The following is an 18,627-nucleotide window of genomic DNA, read 5'->3' as shown; positions in this document are numbered from 1 at the left end:
ACCGTTCGGCCCATGACGGAAGCCACCACCGCGCACGAACTCGCCCAGGTCGACATCGCCCGGCTCAAGTCCCCACTGGATTCCCCGCAGTTGAAGGACTTCGTCGACAACCTCGACCCGGTGAACGCGGACGCCGAGGCCGCCGAAGGCTTCCTCTGGCGGCTGCTCAGCGAGGGCGGCAACGCCACCGACGTGTCCGTCTTCGGCGACCCGTGGCTGATCGTGAACATGTCGGTGTGGCGGGACACCGACACCCTGACGGCTTTCATGTACCAGGGGCGGCACCGGGAGATGCTGGAGCGGCGCAGGGTGGGGGTCTCCCCACGCCCTTGAGGCAGTGGGGGAGGTTCGAGCAGGTGCGGGAGGCGATGACGACTCTGTGGTGGGTCCCGGAGGGCCACCGCCCCACGGTGGCGGAGGCGCGGCTGTTGCACCTGCGCGCCCACGGCCCGACGCCCTACGCGTTCACGCTCCGGACGTCGTTCCCGCAGGGAAGTGCGGAGCCCGTCCCTGGCGAGGTGCCGGACGGGCCGGGCTGCCCGGTTTGGCGCGGCCTAGCGACGACGGTCGACGGCGGTGAGGTCGATGTCGACGGGGAAGGGAACGGTCAGCTTGAGGCGGTTGCGGAAGATGCCCGTGGGTACGTACGACGTGGTCGCCGGGTCCAGCTCGTAGACGTAGACGACGGGGAGGCCGTCGTTCTCCTCGACACGCCAGAAGTGCGTGATACCCGCGGCGGCGTACTTGCGGGGCTTGGTCTCGCGATCGCGGTCGACCGAGTCCTCGGAGACCACCTCGACGGCCAGGATGACCTCCTCGGGCAGGAGCCGGGTCCGTTTGGGCCCGGTGTCGGCACCGGCACGGGCCACCAGCACATCGGGCTCCGGACGGTTCCGTTTACCGAGCGTCACCGTGAATTCGCGGTAGACCTCGAATTCGTCCGGCACCTGCTCGAAGAGTGAATTGTCCAGCAGGCGGATCGTGCGCATGTGGAAGATGGTCTGCGGACTCGTCAAGACGAGGTTCCCGTCAATCAGCTCCGTGTGCGGAGGCAGGTGGGGAAGCTCGTCGAGGTCGTCCGCCGTCCAGCCGCCCTGGGGCGGGCGCGGCCACTGGTAGTCGTCGTCCAGGTCGGAGTCGCGTACGGCGCTCATCATTGCTCCCATGCGCTGGAGTCTGACCGGCACCGTCAGCGTACCCAGGGCGAACGCCGATACGGCGCTCCATGAGGTGATCCGGCGGGTGCGCCATTGACGCCCGCGCGCGGGAGCGTCCGCCGACAAGTCGCGCGCAGGGGATTGACGGGCTTGCTGACAAGCAGTCTCATAAGTGACGTGACCCGCCGGTAACCCGCTACGCCCACGAGGTGGAACCGCCATGACGACCCAGCCGCTGACGGATGCCGACGCCCTCGACGGGCTGCGCGACGCGCTCGGCCTGCTCAAGGACCGGGAGCAGGTGGCCGAGCGGCTGCTCGACGCCTCCGCCAAGCACTCCTTCGACCCGGACAAGGAGCTGGACTGGGACGCGCCCTTCGCGGAGCGCCTGTGGTTCTGGCCGCCGGAGCTGGTCTCGCTGTACGGCACCCCGCTGTGGAAGCGGATGAGCGAGGAGCAGCGCGTCCTGCTGTCGCAGCACGAGGCGGCGGCGCTCGCCTCGCTCGGCATCTGGTTCGAGCTGATCCTGATGCAGCTGCTCGTGCGGCACATCTACGACAAGGCGGCCACGAGCGCGCATGTGCGGTACGCGCTCACCGAGATCGAGGACGAGTGCCGGCACTCCAAGATGTTCGCCCGGCTGATCACTCGCGGCGGCACCCCCTGGTACCCGGTGAGCCCGGTGCACCAGCACCTCGGACGGCTGTTCAAGACCATCTCCACCACGCCCGGCTCCTTCACCGCGACCCTGCTCGGCGAGGAGGTACTGGACTGGATGCAGCGGCTGACCTTCCCGGACGAGCGCGTCCAGCCGCTGATCCGGGGCGTCACGCGCATCCACGTCGTCGAGGAGGCCCGGCACGTGCGCTACGCCCGTGAGGAGCTGCGGCGCCAGATGGTGACCGCGCCGAAGTGGTCGCAGGAGTTCACCCGGGTCACCTCCGGCGAGTTCGCCCGCGTCTTCTCGGTGGCGTTCATCAACCCGGACGTCTACACGAACGTCGGGCTGGACAAGCGTGCGGCCGTCGCCCAGGTCAGGGCCAGCGCGCACCGGCGGGACGTGATGCAACAGGGCTCGAAGCGGCTTACCGACTTCCTGGACGACATCGGTGTGCTGCGCGGGACCGGACGGCGGCTGTGGAAGTCGTCCGGACTCCTGGCCTGAGCGCTGCCGGCACAGGCGCCGGGCGGGCGCCGGAACAGCCGTCGAGGGCGGGCGGTTACGCTGCGGGGCATGACCCCGCCGGCCCCCACCCCCGCCTACCGGCGCCTCGGCGTCGAGGAGCGGCGCAGACAGCTGCTCGACGCCGCGCTGTCCCTCTTCGCCCACCGCGCGCCCGACGAGGTGTCACTGGACGACGTGGCGGAGGCCGCCGGGGTGTCGCGGCCCCTGGTGTACCGGTACTTCCCGGGCGGCAAGCAACAGCTGTACGAAGCGGCGCTCCGGTCCGCCGCCGACGAGCTGCGGGACTGCTTCGACGAGCCCCGCGAGGGCCCGCTGCTGCCCCGGCTGGCCAGGGCGCTCGACCGGTACCTCGCCTTCGTCGACGGGCACGGCACCGGGTTCAGCGCGCTGCTGCAGGGCGGGAGCGTGGTGGAGACCTCCCGTACGACCGCCATCGTCGACGGGGTGCGCCGGGCCGCCGCCGAGCACATCCTCCGCCATCTCGGGGCCGCCGAGCCGGGGCCCCGGCTGCGGATGACCATCCGGATGTGGATCACCGCCGTGGAGGCGGCCTCGCTGATCTGGCTCGACGAGGACAGGCGGCTGCCCGTCGGTGAGCTGCGGGACTGGCTCGTGGAGCAGTTCCTGGCCGCCCTGGAGGTGACCGCGCGGCGCGACGCGGAGACCGCGGTCCTCGTCCGGGCCCTGTCGGAGGACGGCTGACCCGTCGGACGGACGGCCGGTGGACGCCCTGCGTGGGGGCATGGCCGACACTGGTGCCGTGAAAAGTCAGGACACCCCCTTCGAGGGCGGGCCCATGGACGGGCGCGTTCTGCCCGTGCTGCTGGGCATCACCGGGCACCCGCCCAAGACGTACCGCATCCCCGTCCCGGCCCCGGACTGCGGCCCGCCCACGGTGCTGGTCTACCGGCGCGTGCCCCTGAGGCAGAGCGGCCGGCTCGGGCTGCCCCAGGGGTGGAAGTACCTGTACGACCCGGACGGGGCGGCGACGGCCGACCGCCCGAGGTGGCCGTGGTCCGGGCGCACCCGCGATCCGGCCGCCGATCCAGACGCCACGCCGCGTGGCAAGCCGGACGACGCCGACGGGTGACGTCGTTGCGCCGAACCGCGCACATCCGGCGAGCGGACCCGGCCGGGCCGCCGGATGCTCACGGTGCGGAGCGGAGGAGCCGCCCGCGTCGGAGGTGATGACGTGTCAGGAATGCTTCTACGTCTGGCGTGTACGGCGGCGGTCGCGGTCGGCACCGTTCTCGCACCCGGGCCCGCGACGGCCCTTCCCCAGCCGCCGGGGAGGACCGCGGCGGATTTTTCCGGGGACAGTGCGGCCGCCACCGGGGCGACACCGCCCGCCGACCGGTCCGTCGCCGAACTGCTGACGGACCTTCAGCGGCTGTACCACGAGGCCGGGAAGGCCACCGAGGCCTACAACGCCACCGAGGAGCGGCTGGCGAAGCAGCGCGCCGAGACACGACGGCTGGACCGTGCCCTCGCCGCCGCCCGGCTCTCCCTGCACGACAGCCGGGGTGCCGCCGGGCGGCTGGCCCGGCAGCAGTACCAGAACAGCACCGGGCTCTCCCCGTACGTACGGCTGCTGCTGGCCCGCGATCCGCAGCACGCGCTCGACCAGGGGCATGTGATCGGGCGGCTGGCACGCAACCGCGCGGACACGGTGGGCCGGCTGACCGGCAACGAGCAGCGGGCCGCGGCGCTCGCCCGGCAGGCCCGCAAGGCGCTCGACGACCGGCTCGTCCTCGCCGAACGGCGCGGGAAGCAGCGCGACGCGGTGCGCGAGCGGCTCGACGAGGTCGAGGAACTGCTCGCCTCGCTCACCCCGGGCCAACTGGCGGCGCTCGCCGAGCTGGAGCGGACCGAAACGGCCGAGGACCAGGCGGAGTTCATGGCTTCCGGAGCCCTCGGCGCGCCGAGCCCTCCGGGCACTCCGGGCACTCCGGGTGCTCCGGGTGCTCCGGGTGCTCCGGGTGCTCCGGGTGCTCCGGGTGCTCCGGGTGCTCCGGGCGTTTCGGGTGCTCCCGGTGTTCCCGGTGTTCCCGGTGGCGGGCGCACGCCCTCCGCGGTGGGCGACCGGGCCCTGCGGTACGCGGTGGAGCAGATCGGGAAGCCGTACGAGTGGGGCGCCGAGGGCCCCGAGGCGTACGACTGCTCGGGGCTGACCTCCGAGGCGTGGCGGGCGGCCGGGACGCCGGTGCCCCGGACCAGTCAGGAGCAGTGGGCGCGGCTGGACCGGGTACCGCTGGACGGACTGCGGCCGGGTGACCTCGTCGTGTACTTCCCCGACGCCACGCACGTCGCCCTCTACCTCGGCGACGGGATGGTGGTGCAGGCGCCGCGTCCCGGCGCACGGGTGAAGGTCTCCCCGATCGCGGCCAACCCGGTCCTGGGCGCCGTACGCCCCGACCCGGACGTGGAGCCCTTGCGGCACTATGTGCCGCCCGAGCTTCCCGAGGGGGCGACGGAGGGACCCGACCAGGGGGACGCGCCCGGTTAAGCTCCCACGGCCCCCGAGACCTCCGCCAGGTAGGCACCGGCCTTGTCCGGGTCGTAGAAGAAGTTCTCGAGGTCGGCCGGGTCGTCGAAGCAGTTGACGAACCGGTCGGCGACGGGCTGGAGCCCGCCGGCGGCGCCGAGGACGTCGAGGACGTGCTCGGGCGGCGGGGCCAGCATGGCGTTGGTCCACTTGGTGACGTGCTGGGCGGTGTCCCAGTACCGGTCGAAGGTCTGCCGCATCCACGCCTCGTCGAACGGCGCCTCGCCGCGCTCGACGATGGAGGCGAGGTAGGAGGCGGCGCACTTGGACGCGGAGTTGGAGCCCTGACCGGTGATCGGGTCGTTGGCCACGACCACGTCGGCGACGCCGAGGACCAGGCCGCCGCCGGGCAGCGTGCCGACGGGGTTGCGGACGGTCGGGGCGTAGCGGCCGGCGAGGGTGCCGCCGGCGTCGGTCAGTTCGACCTTGGTGGCCCGCGCGTACTCCCAGGGGAGAAACGTCTCCATGAGTTCCAGGGTCAGGGAGAGGTGCTCCGCCGGGTCCTTGACCTCCTTGAAGGCGTCCAGCGGGCCGCCGGGTATGCCCTCCCAGAACAGGATGTCGGCGCGGCCCGACGTGGTGAGCGTCGGCATGATGAACATCTCGCCGACGCCGGGGACGATGTTGCAGCGGACCGCCTCGGTGTCCGGGTGCTCCGGACGCGGGTCCATCCCGTGGACGTAGGCCACCGCGAGGGCACGCTGCGGCTCGGCGTACGGGGAGCGCGAGGCGTCGCGGCCGAACATCTGCACGAGCTCGCCCTTGCCCGCGGCGACGAGCACGAGGTCGTACGTACGGGAGAAGTAGTCCAGGTCGCCGACGGCCGCGCCGTGGATGACCAGCTGGCCGCCGCGCTGCGCGAACGTGTCCATCCAGCCCGCCATCTTCACCCGCTGGTCGACCGACTGCGCGAACCCGTCGAGCCTGCCCAGCCAGTTGATCGCGCGCTGCGTCGGGCCCGGGTCGTGCGAGCCGGGGGCCGCGACCGAGACACCGAGCCCCTGGATCTTCGGGGCCTGGGACTCCCAGAAGTTCAGCTGGAGATCGCGCTCGTGCTGCAGGGCCGTGTGGAACATGCACTGCGTCGACATCACCCGGCCGGTGCGGATCTCGTCCGCGGTCCGGTTGGACATCAGGGTGACCTCGTACCCGTGCGACTGAAGGCCGAGGGCGAGCTGGAGACCGGACTGGCCGGCTCCGACGACGAGTATCTTCCGCATACGGGGTTCTCCTGGCTGGACGAGGGCTTCCGGTGACCGGGCGGGGTTCCCCGGCTGCCGGGCGAGGGCTTCCGGCAGCCGGACGGGACTTCCGGCTGCCGGGCGGGACTTCCGGGCTACTCCGGGGTTTCCTCGAGCGCGTGACCCACCAGGGACAGGAGGGTCTCGATGACCGAGATCCGGCGCCGCGCATCCATGATCATGACAGGTATGCGGGAGGGGATGGTAAGCGCCTCCCGCACGTCGTCCGGCTCGAACAGCTCGGTCTCGTCGAAGTGGTTGACCGCGACGACGTACGGCAGTCCGCAGCTCTCGAAGTAGTCGAGTGCCGGGAAGCAGTCCTTGAGCCGGCGGGTGTCGGCCATGACGACCGCGCCGATCGCACCGCGCACCAGGTCGTCCCACATGAACCAGAACCGCTGCTGACCGGGGGTGCCGAAGACGTAGAGCACCAGGTCGTCGTCGAGCGTGATCCGGCCGAAGTCCATCGCCACGGTGGTGGTGAGCTTGTCCGGCGTGGCGGTGAGGTCGTCGGTCTCCGCGCTCGCCTCGGTCATCAACGCCTCGGTCTCCAGAGGCCTGATCTCCGAGACGGTCCTGACCAGCGTGGTCTTGCCGACACCGAAACCGCCGGCCACCACTATCTTCGTGGCGATCGGGGCGCGGGTACGGTCCGTCTGCCAGGGCAGCAACGGTTCGTCGCCCTCGTCGAGCGGAGTGACGCCTTGAACGGCCTCAGAGACGGCGGAGTCCACTCAGCACCCTTTCCAGCAACGCGCGGTCCGGGCGGCCCGTGCCGTGGCCGGTTCCCGTTCCGTAGACACGGATCTTTCCCTGGTCCGCGAGGTCGCTCAGGAGCACGCGGACCACGCCGAGCGGCATCTTCAGCAGCGCGGCGATCTCGGCCACCGTTCGCATACGGCGGCACAGTTCGACGATGGCCCGCAGCTCCGGCATCAACGTCGACTTCAGCGAGCCCTTCGGCAGCTCCTTGCGCTCCTCGGCGGCCTCCAGCTCGGCGGTGCTCGCCACGAAGGTCTCGACGAGGAGCACATGCCCGAAGCGGGTACGGCCGCCGGTGAACGAATAGGGGCGGACCCTCGCGGGTTTGCGGTCGCCGCCACGGACCGGGAGGTTCTTCCTGGGCTTACCGCTCAACGGGGACTCCCGGTGGACTCGTTCTCCAGGGCTGTGTTCTCCATGGCTGTGTTCTCCATGGAGATGCGCAGTTCGCTGCGGAGCTCGGGGGTCAGGACATGGCCGGCCCTGCCCACGAACAGCGCCATGTGGTACGCCACCACGCTCATGTCGACGTCCGCGGAGCCGTGCACACCGAGCAGCGAGCCGTCACTGATCGACATCACGAACAGACTGCCCTCGTCCATCGCCACCATGGTGTGCCGGACCTGGCCGTAGTCCATCAGCTTGGCGGCGCCGATGGTGAGGCTGCAGATACCCGAGACGACGGTGGCCAGATCGGCGGCGGAGCCGCGCGGGCCGGTGCGCTTCCCCGCCCGCACTCCGGGCGCCCCGGCGGTCCGGGCGCCCTCTCCCGAATCCGCCCGGGTCTTCGCATGATCTGGGTCCGAGGAAAGCAGCAGCAGGCCGTCGGAGGAGACCACCGCGACCGAGAGGATGCCGGGAACCTCCTCGACGAGATTGGTCAGCAGCCAGTGCAGGTTGCGGGCTTCACTGCTCAGTCCGAAGGTACTTGGCGCGGTCAACTCGTTGCCTCCTCGACGGTGCCCCCCGTGGCTTCTTCGGATGTGGCGGCGTCCGCGGTGGACGGCGGTCGGTGCGGGCCCGTCTCCTCGGTGATCTCCACCTCGACGTCCCGGCGTCCGGCGTCCGCCCCCCGGCGGAAGCCGCCGAGACGGCGGCGCAGGGCTTCGGCGTCCACCGAGCCGCTGCGCTGCCGGGGTGTCTCGACGGGTGCGGTGATCTTCGGTGTGCGCTTGGGCAGGCCCTTGTCGGTGACCGGTTCCGGGGCGTCGGACACGCGCGTGTGCTCGGCGACGGGGGCCGGTGCGGAGTCACGCGCGGGTACCGGTGCGGGCCTGGTCGGCGGCACCGGAGCGGGCCCGGACCCGGGTTCCGGCGTGGGCTCCGGCCGGGCGGCGGGAGCGGGGACGGCCGCGGCCTGCGGGTCGGCCGTGAGGTCGACGGCCACGGGGGCGTCGTCGACCGGGTGGCCGGGGTGGGCGGCCGGGGTGTCGGCGCCGGGGACCGCTGCGGTCCCGGCAGGCCTGGAGGCCCCGGCGGCCGGCCGTGCGGGCTGCTCGTCGGCCGCCTGCGCGGGCGCCGGGATCAGCAGCTCCATGGTGATCTCGGCGGGCCGTTCGTGCGTCGCGTCCAGGCCTTCGGCGGTGCCGTCGACGGCTTCGGCCGCGTCAGCCGTCACGGAGGCGGTCCCAGGGGCAGTCCCGGAGGGGGGCCGGGAGGGCGTCGGCTCCGTGGCGTCGTCCGTCGCGGGCTCCGCGGACCGCTCCCCGGCGCGCTCGTCCGCGGGCTCGTCCGCGGCAGGTTCCTTCGCCTCGGCTTCTTTCGCCGCGGCTTCCTTCGCCTCGGCTTCCCGCGAGGCGGGCCGCTCCCCCGTGGCGGGTTCCTCCGCCGCGGGCTGCTCCTGCCGTCGTACCGTCTGCTCCGCCAGGGCGACCAGCGGGTCGCCCTCCTCCGTGCGGCCGTGCAGGACGTTGGAGTTGGCCTCGGCGTCCGCGCCGGGCAGGGAGACACGGGGTGAGCCGTCTGCGACGGGACCGGAGGCCGGTACGGCTCCCGGGGTGGCGGCGGCCAGCAGGGTCATGGGCAGGACCACGACCGCGGCGACACCGCCCTGCTTCTGCTCCCGCAGCTGCACCCGTACCCCGTGCCGCTGGGCGAGCCGGGCGACGACGTACAGGCCGAGCCCGAGGCCGTCCTCGCCCTCCTTCTCGTAGGGTGCCTTCGGGTCGAAGTCGGACAGGCGGGCGTTGAGCCGCTCCAGCCGCTCCCCGGTCATGCCGATGCCCTCGTCCTGCACGGAGAGCATGACCTCGCCGCTCTCGAGGAGCCAGCCGGAGACTTCGACGGGCAGGTCGGGCGGGCAGAACGAGGTCGCGTTCTCCATGAGCTCGGCGAGCAGATGGCTGACGTCGTCGGCGGCGAACCCGGCGATGTGCGCGTGCGGCGGCAGCGAGGCGATGCGGACCCGCTCGTAGCGCTCGATCTCGCTGACCGCGGCCCGTACGACGTCGACGAGCGGTACCGGACCCGCCGAGTGCTGGACGTGTTCGGTACCGGCGAGGACGAGGAGGTTCTCGCTGTGCCGGCGCATCACCGTGGCGAAGTGGTCGAGCTTGAACAGGGTGGCCAGGCGGTCCGGGTCGTCCTCGCGCTCCTCCAGGCCCTCGATGACGCCGAGTTGCCGTTCGACCAGGCCGAGGGTGCGCAGCGCCAGGCTGACGAAGGTGCCGCCGATGCTGCTGCGCAGCTGCTCCAGGTGGGCGGCTGACTCGGTGACCTGGGTGCGCAGTTCCTCGCGGGCGTCGGCCATCCGCTGTCGCTGCGCGACGAGATGCTTGCGGTCGGCCTCCAGCGTGCTGATCCGCCCGGTGAGCTGTGCGGCGTGCGCGTGCAGGGCGTTGACGGAGCGGACGACCTGGGCGAACTCGTCGTTGCGCCCGGTGAACGCGACCGGTTCCTCGCCGACGGGGTTCTCCGCACCGGCGAGCCGGGCGGAACCGCGGCGCAGCACGGACAGCGGACGGGTGAGGGTGCGGGCCATGGCGGTGGCGACGCCGACCGTGAGCAGCATGAGAGCGCCGAGGAGGGCGACGCGGATCTCGAGCGCGGTGACATCGTCGTCGCGCAGCTGGGCGAGGTCCTTGGTGCGCTGGTCGAAGAGGGCGGACTCGACTCCGCGCATCGCCTCGACGCGGGCGGTGAGTGCGGCCGCCAGTTTTTTGGAGCTGGTGGCGAGTTCCTCGTCGGAGAGGGTCGGCTCGTCGGTGAGGTTCTTGAGGTACTTCTCGGCGGCGTCGACCTCGGGGCCGGTGACCGTGGAGTCGTACGAGGCGCGGGTGGCCTTGGGCGCCGTCTCGCGGAAGCCGGCGAGCGCGGCGTCGGAGCGCACGCGGGCCTGGAGGGCGGCCGCGGTCAGTGCGTCGCGCCGCTCGGCGTCGGCGTCCGACGTGGAGGTGGCCGTGATGGGCAGACCGGTGATGGGGTCGATCACGGTCTGGGTGGTGCTCGGCACGTTGAGGGCGGCGAGCAGCAGCCCGCGGGTGGCGGCGGCCTGCTGGACGGCGGTGTCCAGCTCGGCGAGCGCGTAGGAGCCGGAGCCGGCCCGGGGCGGGGTCTCCTCCGCGAGCTGCTCGGCGAGCCGGTGCAGCTGGGTGATGGCGGTGGAGTACGCCTGGTGCGCCTCGATCGCGCTGCTCTTGCCGGTGAGTGCGGCCCTGCGCAGGGCCGCGATGGCCTCGAGGTCGTCGCGCATCGCGGCCGGGGTGCCGGGGTCGGCGCGCAGTTCCTCGACCTGCCGGTCGACGCGGGCGCTGTGCTGCTCGGCGGGTGCCTTGGCCTTGGGGCGGCCGGCCGCGATGTAGGACGTCACGTCGTCCCGCTCGTCGGCGAGCGAGTGGGCGAGGGCGAGGGCGTCCTGGGTCTGCTCGGCCCGGGTCACCAGGTTCTGGGAATCGCTCAGCTGCCCGGAGGCGGTGAGCAGGGAGGGCGCCCCGGCGCCGGCGATCGCCGCGGCCACGACCGCGACGGCCACGATGAGCCGGTTGCGCACGTGGGTGGGGCGGCCCCGGCCGACGGTGGGCTTCTGCTCAGCGTCCCCCGCGGGGGACGTCTGCTTGCCTGTGCGACGAGGCCGCGTCTTCTGCACCGGTGCTCGCATTCCTGACTCGTGTACCCGGGGGTCGGGGTGACGTTCCGTCAACAGGTGCCTACGCCCTGCCCGTGTCGAGGGCATACGCCCCGGCGGACGGCCGGTCGCGTTCGGGCAGCGAGACGCCCCCGTCGCTCCCCGACCCTCCCAGTGCCCATGGGCACCGCACGCGCATCACCTGACCCGCCACTCGAAGGAGTGAACATCGGAGGTGAGTTGGGGAGCAAGTCGCGCGACCTCTCGCAGCGGCCCTTCGCAGCACGCCGGTTGGACGTCTGCGGCGGCCGGTGGCAGGATTCGCCGCCACGCGCTTGCGGAGCACTGCAATCCCACCCAAACGCGGCGTCTGACCTGCACGACTGCCGGTATTCGGCGAGCAGTGGGGGCCTTTGGGGTCCCTTGTGGAGGGGTCGTGCAGACTGGCCGGATGCGTACGGAACTTGTCTCGGAGCCCAGTGACGCGGCCCGCCCCAACGAGGACTTCGCGAGCGTCGGGCTTCCGGCCTCCGGGCAGGGCGGTTCACTGGTTCTGCTGGACGGGGTCACGCCGCCACGGGACGGCGCGGGGTGCCGGCATTCGGTCCCCTGGTTCACCGCGCGTCTCGGCGGGGCGCTGGCCGAACTGACCGTTTCCCTCCAAGATGTCCCCCTGGCGGACCTGCTGTCCCGGGCCGTTTCCCGTACGGCCGCGGCACACGCGAAAACCTGTGACCTTTCTCACCCCCGTACGCCCCAGGCGACGGTGGTGCTGGCGCGCTGGTCACCGGAGTCGGTCGAGTACCTGGTCCTTTCCGACTCGGCCCTGCTCGTCGAGTCCCCGGGCGGCACGGTCACCGCACTGCTGGACGACCGGCTGGCCCGGCTGCCCCGCTCGGCGCTGGCCACGGACACGCTGGTGGACTCCACCCTGCGCAACAGGGAAGGCGGCTTCTTCACCGCGGCGGCCGATCCGTCGGTCGCGGTGCGCGCGGTCACGGGGACGCTGCCGCGCGCCGAGGTGCGCGCCCTGGCCGCGCTGACGGACGGGGCCACCCGATGGGTGGAGAGGTTCCGCGAGGGCGACTGGGCGGACTGTCTCGCCCTCGTCCGCAAGGAGGGGCCGCAGGCGCTGGTGGACCGCGTCCGGGCCCTGGAGCGGGCGGACACGGACCGGGTGGTGCTCGGCCGGAGCAAGACGCACGACGACGCGACGGTCGTGTACGTGGAGTTCTGAGCCCCGGCTTCGCGGGAGCTCCCCCCTTTCTCCCGCTCCCTCACCCGGCCTCCGCTACTTCTCCATTCCCCGGTTCAGCTGGTGCAGCAGCCGGGCGAGTTCCGTGACCTCGCCCGGGTCCCAGTCGGCGAGGCCGCGGGCGTAGCGCGCGCGGCGGGCCTCGCGGACCCTGCTCGTCCGGCTCCGGCCCTCCGGGGTGAGGTCGACCAGCCAGGCGCGGCCGTCGGCGGGGTCCGGTTCGCGGGTGACGAGCCCGAGTTCCTCCAGCGCGTGCAGCTGGCGCGACATGGTCGCCTTGCCGACTCCGATGAAGGCGGCGAGTTCGGTGGCCCGCTGCTTGCCGCACTCGTCCAGACGGACGAGCAGCCCGTACGCGGACGGCTCCAGGTCCGGGTGGACCGCGCGGGACATCTCGCCCTGGCTGGCCCTGGCGCGGCGCAGCAGAACCGTCAACTCCCGTTCCAGGGCGAGGAAACCAGGCTGGTCCACACCGCTGTCGGGCACCTGGGACGAGGTGTCCTCGCCGCCGCTGTTTCCGCCTTCGTGCACGTCAGTCCCTGCCTCGGTTTCACCGGTCGTCCATGTCTGCGCCAGGTGGCGATGCCACTGGGGTTCCGCAAGTATTTCGCAGACGTGGGTTGCGGCAGGACATCGCGGCCGGCCACCGCCTCGTCACCGGGACGGCCGACCGGGCGGGGGCACCGGCCGATGTCCGTGCCCCGCGCCGTCGTCCGGGCTGCCGCACGGCGACGGCCCGGATCCCGTGAGGGAGGTCCGGGCCGCCGCCCGTCCGGTGACGCCGTCACACCGCCACCGGAACCTCCGGCGCCGCGCCGTTCGTCGCCGGCGAGAGCGCCAGCTCCAGGACCTGGCGGACGTCGGTCACGGCGTGGACGTCGAGCCCGTCCAGCACGTGAGCGGGGACGTCGTCCAGGTCGGGTTCGTTGCGCTTGGGGATGATCACGGTGGTGATCCCCGCCCGGTGCGCCGCGAGCAGCTTCTGCTTCACCCCGCCGATCGGCAGCACCCGGCCGGTCAGCGAGACCTCACCGGTCATCGCCACGTCCGTACGGACCAGGCGGCCGGAGAGCAGCGAGGCCAGGGCGGTGGTCATCGTGACGCCGGCGCTCGGGCCGTCCTTGGGCACCGCGCCCGCCGGGAAGTGGATGTGCGCACCCCGCTCCTTCAGGTCGCCGACCGGAAGCTCCAGTTCGGCGCCGTGGGACCGCAGGAAGCTCAGCGCGATCTGCGCCGACTCCTTCATCACGTCGCCCAGCTGACCGGTCAGGGTCAGTCCGGCGGCGCCCGTCTCCGGGTCGGCCAGGGACGCCTCCACATAGAGGACGTCACCGCCGGCGCCGGTCACCGCGAGCCCGGTGGCGACACCGGGGACGGCGGTGCGGCGCTCGGCCGGTTCCTGGGCGGACTCGGGCACGTGGTGCGGCCGTCCGATCAGAGCGCGCAGATCACCGTCCCCGATGGTGAGGGGCAGCTCCCGCTCGCCCAGTTCGTGCTGGGCCGCGACCTTGCGCAGCAGCCGCGCGATGGACCGCTCCAGGGTGCGGACGCCCGCCTCGCGCGTGTACTCACCGGCGAGTCTGCGCAGCGCGCCCTCGTCGAGGGTGACCTCGTCGGGGGCGAGCCCGGCGCGCTCCAGCTGGCGCGGGAGCAGGTGGTCGCGTGCGATGACGACCTTCTCGTCCTCGGTGTAACCGTCCAGACGGACGATCTCCATCCGGTCCGCCAGCGCCTCCGGGATGGCCTCCAGGACGTTGGCGGTGGCCAGGAAGACGACGTCCGAGAGGTCCAGCTCTACCTCCAGGTAGTGGTCGCGGAAGGTGTGGTTCTGCGCCGGGTCCAGCACTTCGAGGAGGGCGGCGGACGGGTCGCCCCGGAAGTCCGACCCCACCTTGTCGATCTCGTCGAGCAGCACCACCGGGTTCATCGACCCGGCCTCCTTGACGGCCCGCACGATCCTGCCGGGCAGCGCGCCGACGTACGTACGCCGGTGGCCGCGGATCTCGGCCTCGTCGCGGACGCCGCCGAGGGCGACCCGGACGAACTTGCGGCCCATCGCGTGGGCGACGGATTCTCCGAGGCTCGTCTTGCCGACGCCGGGCGGGCCGACGAGGGCGAGCACGGCTCCGCCGCGGCGGCCGCCGACGACCCCGAGCCCGCGCTCGGCACGCCGCTTGCGCACCGCCAGGTACTCGGTGATGCGCTCCTTCACATCCGTCAGACCCGCGTGCTCGGCGTCGAGCACGGCCCGGGCGCCCTGGATGTCGTACGCGTCCTCGGTGCGCTCGTTCCACGGCATCTCGAGCACCGTGTCGAGCCAGGTGCGGATCCACGAGCCCTCGGGCGACTGGTCGGAGGAGCGCTCCAGCTTGTCGACCTCCTTGAGCGCGGCCTCGCGCACCTTCTCCGGCAGGTCCGCGGCCTCGACGCGGCTCCGGTAGTCGTCGGACTCCTCGCCCTCCTGTTCGCCGTTCAGCTCACGCAGTTCCTTGCGTACGGCTTCCAGTTGGCGGCGCAGCAGGAACTCGCGCTGCTGCTTGTCGACGCCGTCCTGGACGTCCTTGGCGATGGACTCGGCGACGTCCTGCTCGGCGAGGTGGTCGCGCAACTGCTGGGTGGCGAGCTTCAGCCGGGCCACCGGGTCGGCGGTCTCCAGCAGGGCCAGCTTCTGTTCGGTGGACAGGAACGGTGAGTAACCGGAGTTGTCGGCGAGGGCGGAGACGTCGTCGATGGCCTGGACGCGGTCGACGACCTGCCATGCGCCGCGCTTGCGCAGCCAGGCGGTGGCGAGCGCCTTGTACTCGGTGACCAGCTCGGCCACCTGGCCGGGGTAGGGAGCTCCCTTGTTCGAGCGAGGTGAGGAACCAGGGGAGGGCTCCGGCACGGTCTCGTCGATCCGGGTGCCCTCCACCCACAGCGCGGCACCCGGTCCGGTCGTCCCGGCGCCGATCCGCACCCGGTCCCGGCCCCGGATCAGGGCGCCCGGGTCGCCGTCGGCCAGCCTGCCGACCTGCTCGACCGTGCCCAGGACGCCGGTGGCGGCGTAGGTCCCGTCGATGCGTGGCACCAGCAGGACCCTGGGCTTCCCGGGCTCCGACGTGGCGGCGGCCTGGGCGGCCTCCACCGCGGCGCGCACCTCGGAATCATTCAGGTCCAGCGGGACCACCATCCCGGGCAGCACGACCTCGTCGTCGAGCGGCAGCACGGGCAGGGCGAGCGATGTGGACTCAGTAGCCATGATCTCCCCTTCGGCAGTCAAGTTGAGTTATACCGACTCAATGGTCCTGAGCCCTTGATTGTTCCCGGGCCGCGCGCGGTCGCGTTCGCTCTCAGCGATCATCCGGCGGCATCCGGCGGCCGGGAAGCGAGGAGCGCCCCTTCGGACTCCCGGGGACCGCCGGGCGCCGCCCGGGACCGCTGGGCGCCGCCCGGAATACCCCGGAACGACGGGGGGCGTCCGGCTGGACGAGGAGTGCTGCCAGGATGAACGCATGTCCACCCCCTACGACATTCCCGAAGTCCTGGACCGCCGCGAGGGCCCGTACGGGGAGGTGGTGCTCCGCCGGCACGGCGGCCTGCTGCAGATCATCGCGAACGGCTGCTTCCTGATGGACACCTCCGACGGCCGCTCGGAGCGCCGGCTGGTCGACGCCGCCCTGACCGCGCTCGATGCCGCCGACACTCACGCGGGGCGCGGTCCGCGAGAGGACCCGCACGTCCTCATCGGCGGACTCGGCGTCGGCTTCTCCCTCGCGCACGCCGCCGCCGCACCCCGCTGGGGCCGCATCACGGTGGTGGAGCGCGAACCCGCCGTCATCGACTGGCACCGCGCGGGTCCCCTGGCCGAACTCTCCGCGCGTGCTCTCGCCGACCCCCGCGCGAAGATCGTCGAGGTCGATCTGGTGACGTACGTCCACGAAACGTCCGACACGTTCGACGTGCTGTGTCTCGACATCGACAACGGCCCCGACTGGACCGTCACCGAGGGCAACGACGGGCTCTACGCCCCCACCGGACTCCGGGACTGCGCGAGGGTGCTGACCCCCGGCGGAGTACTCGCGGTGTGGTCCGCCCGGCCGTCCACCGATTTCGAGGGAACCTTGCGGAATGCCGGGTTCCAGCAGGTGCGTACCGAAGAGATCCCCGTTGCCCGGGGCGTTCCTGACGTCGTGCACCTCGGCGTCCGCCCTGGATAGCAAAGCCGCGATGACTCCCCGTACGCTGCTGCACGGACGCGGATCATTCAAGCGTCAGTCGCAGTCATGCGCAGAGACGGATTCACCCCACGGATTCCGGAAAGCACACTTCAGGGGCGGGCGATGGAGCAGACACACACCTCCCACAACGGCACGGCGGCGGCCACACCGGGCGCACAGCGCCGGGTCCTGGTGGTCGAGGACGACGCGACGATCGTGGACGCCATCGCGACCCGCCTTCGTGCCGAGGGATTCCTGGTGCAGACGGCGGGCGACGGTCCGTCCGCCGTCGACACGGCGGAGGCCTGGCAGCCCGACCTGCTGATCCTCGACATCATGCTGCCGGGCTTCGACGGCCTGGAGGTCTGCCGGCGCGTGCAGGCCCAGCGGCCGGTGCCGGTGATGATGCTGACCGCGCGCGACGACGAGACCGACATGCTGGTCGGGCTGGGCGTCGGCGCCGACGACTACATGACCAAGCCGTTCTCCATGCGGGAACTCGCGGCACGCGTGCATGTGCTGCTGCGCCGTATGGAGCGGGCGGCCCTGGCGGCCTCCACCCCGCGCAGCGGCATCCTGCGCCTGGGCGAACTGGAGATCGACCACGCTCAGCGCAGGGTGCGGGTACGCAGCGAGGACGTTCATCTGACGCCCACCGAGTTCGACCTCCTGGTATGCCTGGCGAACACGCCCCGCGCGGTGCTCTCCCGGGAGCAGTTGCTCGCCGAGGTCTGGGACTGGGCGGACGCCTCCGGCACCCGGACCGTCGACAGCCACATCAAGGCGCTGCGCCGGAAGATCGGTGCCGAGCGCATCCGTACCGTGCACGGCGTGGGCTACGCCCTGGAGACGCCGACGCCATGAGCGACGGGCCGGCCGCACGGAGAGGCCCCGGGGACCCCGGCCCCTGGGGCGGCGTCCGCCCGTTCTCCATCAAGACCAAGCTGGGTGCGCTGGTCGTCATCTCGGTACTGATCACCACCGGGCTGTCGATGATCGCGGTGCAGACCAAGACGGAACTGCGCTTCATCACGATCTTCTCGATGATCGCCACCCTGCTCATCACGCAGTTCGTGGCGCACTCGCTCACCGCGCCGCTGGACGACATGAACGCGGTGGCCCGGTCCATCTCGCACGGCGACTACACGCGCCGGGTGCGCGAGCACCGCCGGGACGAACTGGGCGACCTGGCCCAGACCATCAATGTCATGGCCGACGAGCTGGAGGCCCAGGACCATCAGCGCAAGGAGCTGGTGGCCAACGTCTCGCACGAGCTGCGCACTCCCATCGCGGGTCTGCGCGCGGTGCTGGAGAACATCGTCGACGGCGTCACCGAGGCCGACCCCGAGACCATGCGCACGGCGCTGAAGCAGACCGAGCGGCTGGGACGTCTCGTGGAGACGCTTCTCGACCTGTCCCGCCTGGACAACGGGGTCGTCCCGCTGCGGCGGCAGCGGTTCGAGGTGTGGCCGTACCTGTCCGGCGTACTCAAGGAGGCCAACATGGTCGCCTCAGCGCGCGCGGGCATGACCACCGGCTCCGGCGGCCATACACGCACGGACGTCCACCTGAGCCTCGACGTCAGGCCGCCGGAGCTCACCGCGTACGTCGACCCGGAGCGCATCCACCAGGTCGTCGCCAACCTCATCGACAACGCGGTCAAGCACAGCCCGCCGCACGGCCGGGTGACGGTCAAGGCACGGCCCGGCCCGCAGCCGGACTCGCTTCGGCTGGAGATCCTGGACGAGGGGCCCGGCATTCCGCGGACCGAGTGGCACCGCATCTTCGAGCGGTTCAACCGCGGCAGCGTCAATCTGCCGCACGGTCCGGGCAGTGACGGGGGCACCGGTCTCGGCCTGGCGATCGCCCGCTGGGCCGTCGATCTCCACGGCGGACGGATCGGGGTGGCCGAATCCGAGCGGGGATGCCGAATTCTTATCACTCTTCCGGGAGTCTCTCCCTCGTCAGGTTGACGTAAGGTGCCAAGCGGAGCCGCAAGATCCATCTGTGTTCGCGCTGCGTTCGCGCTGATGGACACGTGTGATCAGGCTCGGATGCGAGCACAGGCCCGTGGAGCGAGTGCGCCGGGTCGCGGCCGACCTGTTCCCGATGCGCCCCGACCGTGCGGAACCACGTTTGTTTCCCGCCATTTCCTGCGCCGAAACACCCTCCGAGATGTGACTTGCGCGACGTTGAACGGGCCTGGCCTGACCTTCTCGGTC

Annotated in this window: 16 protein-coding genes and 1 pseudogene; 9 read left to right on the top strand and 8 right to left on the bottom strand. The window is 71.9% G+C overall.

Annotated features, from left to right (window positions below; translation table 11 throughout):
* Positions 1 to 12: 12 nt before the first annotated feature.
* A pseudogene (locus ACFYQA_RS04790) lies at positions 13 to 545 on the top strand (DUF3291 domain-containing protein); the annotation flags it as partial.
* A 9-nt stretch (positions 546 to 554) separates the two neighbouring features.
* On the opposite strand, the gene ACFYQA_RS04785 reads toward ACFYQA_RS04790, so the two are convergent.
* A complete protein-coding gene (locus ACFYQA_RS04785) occupies positions 555 to 1,154 on the bottom strand; it encodes a Uma2 family endonuclease (RefSeq protein ID WP_388911787.1) in 600 nt (199 codons plus the stop codon).
* 223 nt (positions 1,155 to 1,377) lie between these two features.
* Here ACFYQA_RS04785 and ACFYQA_RS04780 point away from each other — a divergent pair, with 223 nt between their 5' ends.
* The 4 genes from ACFYQA_RS04780 to ACFYQA_RS04765 all read left to right on the top strand — a co-directional run bounded on the left by ACFYQA_RS04780 (position 1,378) and on the right by ACFYQA_RS04765 (position 4,849).
* A complete protein-coding gene (locus tag ACFYQA_RS04780) occupies positions 1,378 to 2,322 on the top strand; it encodes a diiron oxygenase (RefSeq protein ID WP_388911518.1) in 945 nt (314 codons plus the stop codon).
* Between the two features lie 69 nt (positions 2,323 to 2,391).
* Positions 2,392 to 3,045, top strand: a complete 654-nt coding sequence (locus tag ACFYQA_RS04775; RefSeq protein ID WP_388911515.1) for a TetR/AcrR family transcriptional regulator — start codon at positions 2,392 to 2,394, stop codon at positions 3,043 to 3,045.
* A 58-nt stretch (positions 3,046 to 3,103) separates the two neighbouring features.
* Positions 3,104 to 3,433, top strand: a complete 330-nt coding sequence (locus ACFYQA_RS04770; RefSeq protein ID WP_388911512.1) for a hypothetical protein — start codon at positions 3,104 to 3,106, stop codon at positions 3,431 to 3,433.
* A gap of 102 nt (positions 3,434 to 3,535) precedes the next feature.
* Complete coding sequence (locus ACFYQA_RS04765; protein WP_388911509.1) at positions 3,536 to 4,849, top strand: NlpC/P60 family protein; 1,314 nt, start codon at positions 3,536 to 3,538, stop codon at positions 4,847 to 4,849.
* Here the strand turns inward: ACFYQA_RS04765 and ACFYQA_RS04760 are convergent.
* The 5 genes from ACFYQA_RS04760 to ACFYQA_RS04740 form a co-directional block, all read right to left on the bottom strand.
* Positions 4,846 to 6,108: a styrene monooxygenase/indole monooxygenase family protein gene (locus ACFYQA_RS04760; RefSeq protein WP_388911506.1), complete on the bottom strand. Its 1,263-nt coding sequence runs from the start codon at positions 6,106 to 6,108 to the stop codon at positions 4,846 to 4,848. The genes ACFYQA_RS04765 and ACFYQA_RS04760 overlap by 4 nt on opposite strands.
* Before the next feature lie 116 nt (positions 6,109 to 6,224).
* A complete protein-coding gene (locus ACFYQA_RS04755) occupies positions 6,225 to 6,863 on the bottom strand; it encodes an ATP/GTP-binding protein (RefSeq protein ID WP_388911503.1) in 639 nt (212 codons plus the stop codon).
* Positions 6,844 to 7,266 carry a DUF742 domain-containing protein gene (locus tag ACFYQA_RS04750; RefSeq protein ID WP_332430601.1) on the bottom strand — a complete coding sequence of 141 codons (423 nt, stop codon included), beginning with the start codon at positions 7,264 to 7,266 and terminating at the stop codon, positions 6,844 to 6,846. Before ACFYQA_RS04750 ends, ACFYQA_RS04755 begins: the two co-directional genes overlap by 20 nt.
* Positions 7,263 to 7,832, bottom strand: a complete 570-nt coding sequence (locus ACFYQA_RS04745) for a roadblock/LC7 domain-containing protein (protein ID WP_388911500.1) — start codon at positions 7,830 to 7,832, stop codon at positions 7,263 to 7,265. Before ACFYQA_RS04745 ends, ACFYQA_RS04750 begins: the two co-directional genes overlap by 4 nt.
* Positions 7,829 to 10,975 carry a nitrate- and nitrite sensing domain-containing protein gene (locus tag ACFYQA_RS04740; protein ID WP_388911498.1) on the bottom strand — a complete coding sequence of 1,049 codons (3,147 nt, stop codon included), beginning with the start codon at positions 10,973 to 10,975 and terminating at the stop codon, positions 7,829 to 7,831. Before ACFYQA_RS04740 ends, ACFYQA_RS04745 begins: the two co-directional genes overlap by 4 nt.
* Positions 10,976 to 11,405: 430 nt before the next feature.
* On the opposite strand from ACFYQA_RS04740, the gene ACFYQA_RS04735 reads away from it, so the two are divergent.
* Positions 11,406 to 12,191, top strand: coding sequence for a protein phosphatase 2C domain-containing protein (locus tag ACFYQA_RS04735; RefSeq protein ID WP_388911496.1), 786 nt, complete (start codon positions 11,406 to 11,408; stop codon positions 12,189 to 12,191).
* A 54-nt stretch (positions 12,192 to 12,245) separates the two neighbouring features.
* On the opposite strand, the gene ACFYQA_RS04730 is transcribed toward ACFYQA_RS04735, so the two are convergent.
* Together ACFYQA_RS04730 and lon are read right to left on the bottom strand one after the other, a co-directional pair.
* Positions 12,246 to 12,740, bottom strand: a complete 495-nt coding sequence (locus tag ACFYQA_RS04730; RefSeq protein ID WP_388911495.1) for a MarR family winged helix-turn-helix transcriptional regulator — start codon at positions 12,738 to 12,740, stop codon at positions 12,246 to 12,248.
* 253 nt (positions 12,741 to 12,993) lie between these two features.
* Positions 12,994 to 15,447 carry an endopeptidase La gene (gene lon / locus ACFYQA_RS04725; RefSeq protein WP_388911493.1) on the bottom strand — a complete coding sequence of 818 codons (2,454 nt, stop codon included), beginning with the start codon at positions 15,445 to 15,447 and terminating at the stop codon, positions 12,994 to 12,996.
* 253 nt (positions 15,448 to 15,700) lie between these two features.
* On the opposite strand from lon, the gene ACFYQA_RS04720 reads away from it, so the two are divergent.
* The 3 genes from ACFYQA_RS04720 (at position 15,701) to ACFYQA_RS04710 (ending at position 18,378) form a co-directional block, all read left to right on the top strand.
* The gene (locus tag ACFYQA_RS04720) at positions 15,701 to 16,405 is read left to right on the top strand and encodes a spermidine synthase (protein ID WP_388911490.1); all 705 of its coding nucleotides are present in this window, start codon (positions 15,701 to 15,703) and stop codon (positions 16,403 to 16,405) included.
* A 123-nt stretch (positions 16,406 to 16,528) separates the two neighbouring features.
* On the top strand, positions 16,529 to 17,269 hold the full coding sequence (locus ACFYQA_RS04715) for a response regulator transcription factor (RefSeq protein ID WP_055574061.1): 741 nt from the start codon (positions 16,529 to 16,531) through the stop codon (positions 17,267 to 17,269).
* Complete coding sequence (locus tag ACFYQA_RS04710; protein ID WP_388911487.1) at positions 17,266 to 18,378, top strand: sensor histidine kinase; 1,113 nt, start codon at positions 17,266 to 17,268, stop codon at positions 18,376 to 18,378. Before ACFYQA_RS04715 ends, ACFYQA_RS04710 begins: the two co-directional genes overlap by 4 nt.
* The last annotated feature ends 249 nt before the right edge of the window (positions 18,379 to 18,627 follow it).

Source organism: Streptomyces sp. NPDC005774 (assembly GCF_042871645.1).
Classification (GTDB): Bacteria; Actinomycetota; Actinomycetes; order Streptomycetales; family Streptomycetaceae; genus Streptomyces; species Streptomyces pratens.
The sequence above is the reverse complement of the archived record's forward strand: the minus strand, read 5'-3'. Positions and strand labels throughout refer to the sequence as shown.

What these genes read in the sequence shown, in the direction of transcription:
- ACFYQA_RS04720 (WP_388911490.1), top strand. Translation starts at nt 15,701, where the DNA reads ATGTCCACCCCCTACGACATTCCCGAAGTCCTGGACCGCCGCGAGGGC.
- ACFYQA_RS04760 (WP_388911506.1), bottom strand. Translation starts at nt 6,108, where the DNA reads ATGCGGAAGATACTCGTCGTCGGAGCCGGCCAGTCCGGTCTCCAGCTC.
- ACFYQA_RS04780 (WP_388911518.1), top strand. Translation starts at nt 1,378, where the DNA reads ATGACGACCCAGCCGCTGACGGATGCCGACGCCCTCGACGGGCTGCGC.
- ACFYQA_RS04735 (WP_388911496.1), top strand. Translation starts at nt 11,406, where the DNA reads ATGCGTACGGAACTTGTCTCGGAGCCCAGTGACGCGGCCCGCCCCAAC.
- ACFYQA_RS04710 (WP_388911487.1), top strand. Translation starts at nt 17,266, where the DNA reads ATGAGCGACGGGCCGGCCGCACGGAGAGGCCCCGGGGACCCCGGCCCC.
- lon (WP_388911493.1), bottom strand. Translation starts at nt 15,447, where the DNA reads ATGGCTACTGAGTCCACATCGCTCGCCCTGCCCGTGCTGCCGCTCGAC.
- ACFYQA_RS04785 (WP_388911787.1), bottom strand. Translation starts at nt 1,154, where the DNA reads ATGAGCGCCGTACGCGACTCCGACCTGGACGACGACTACCAGTGGCCG.
- ACFYQA_RS04715 (WP_055574061.1), top strand. Translation starts at nt 16,529, where the DNA reads ATGGAGCAGACACACACCTCCCACAACGGCACGGCGGCGGCCACACCG.
- ACFYQA_RS04775 (WP_388911515.1), top strand. Translation starts at nt 2,392, where the DNA reads ATGACCCCGCCGGCCCCCACCCCCGCCTACCGGCGCCTCGGCGTCGAG.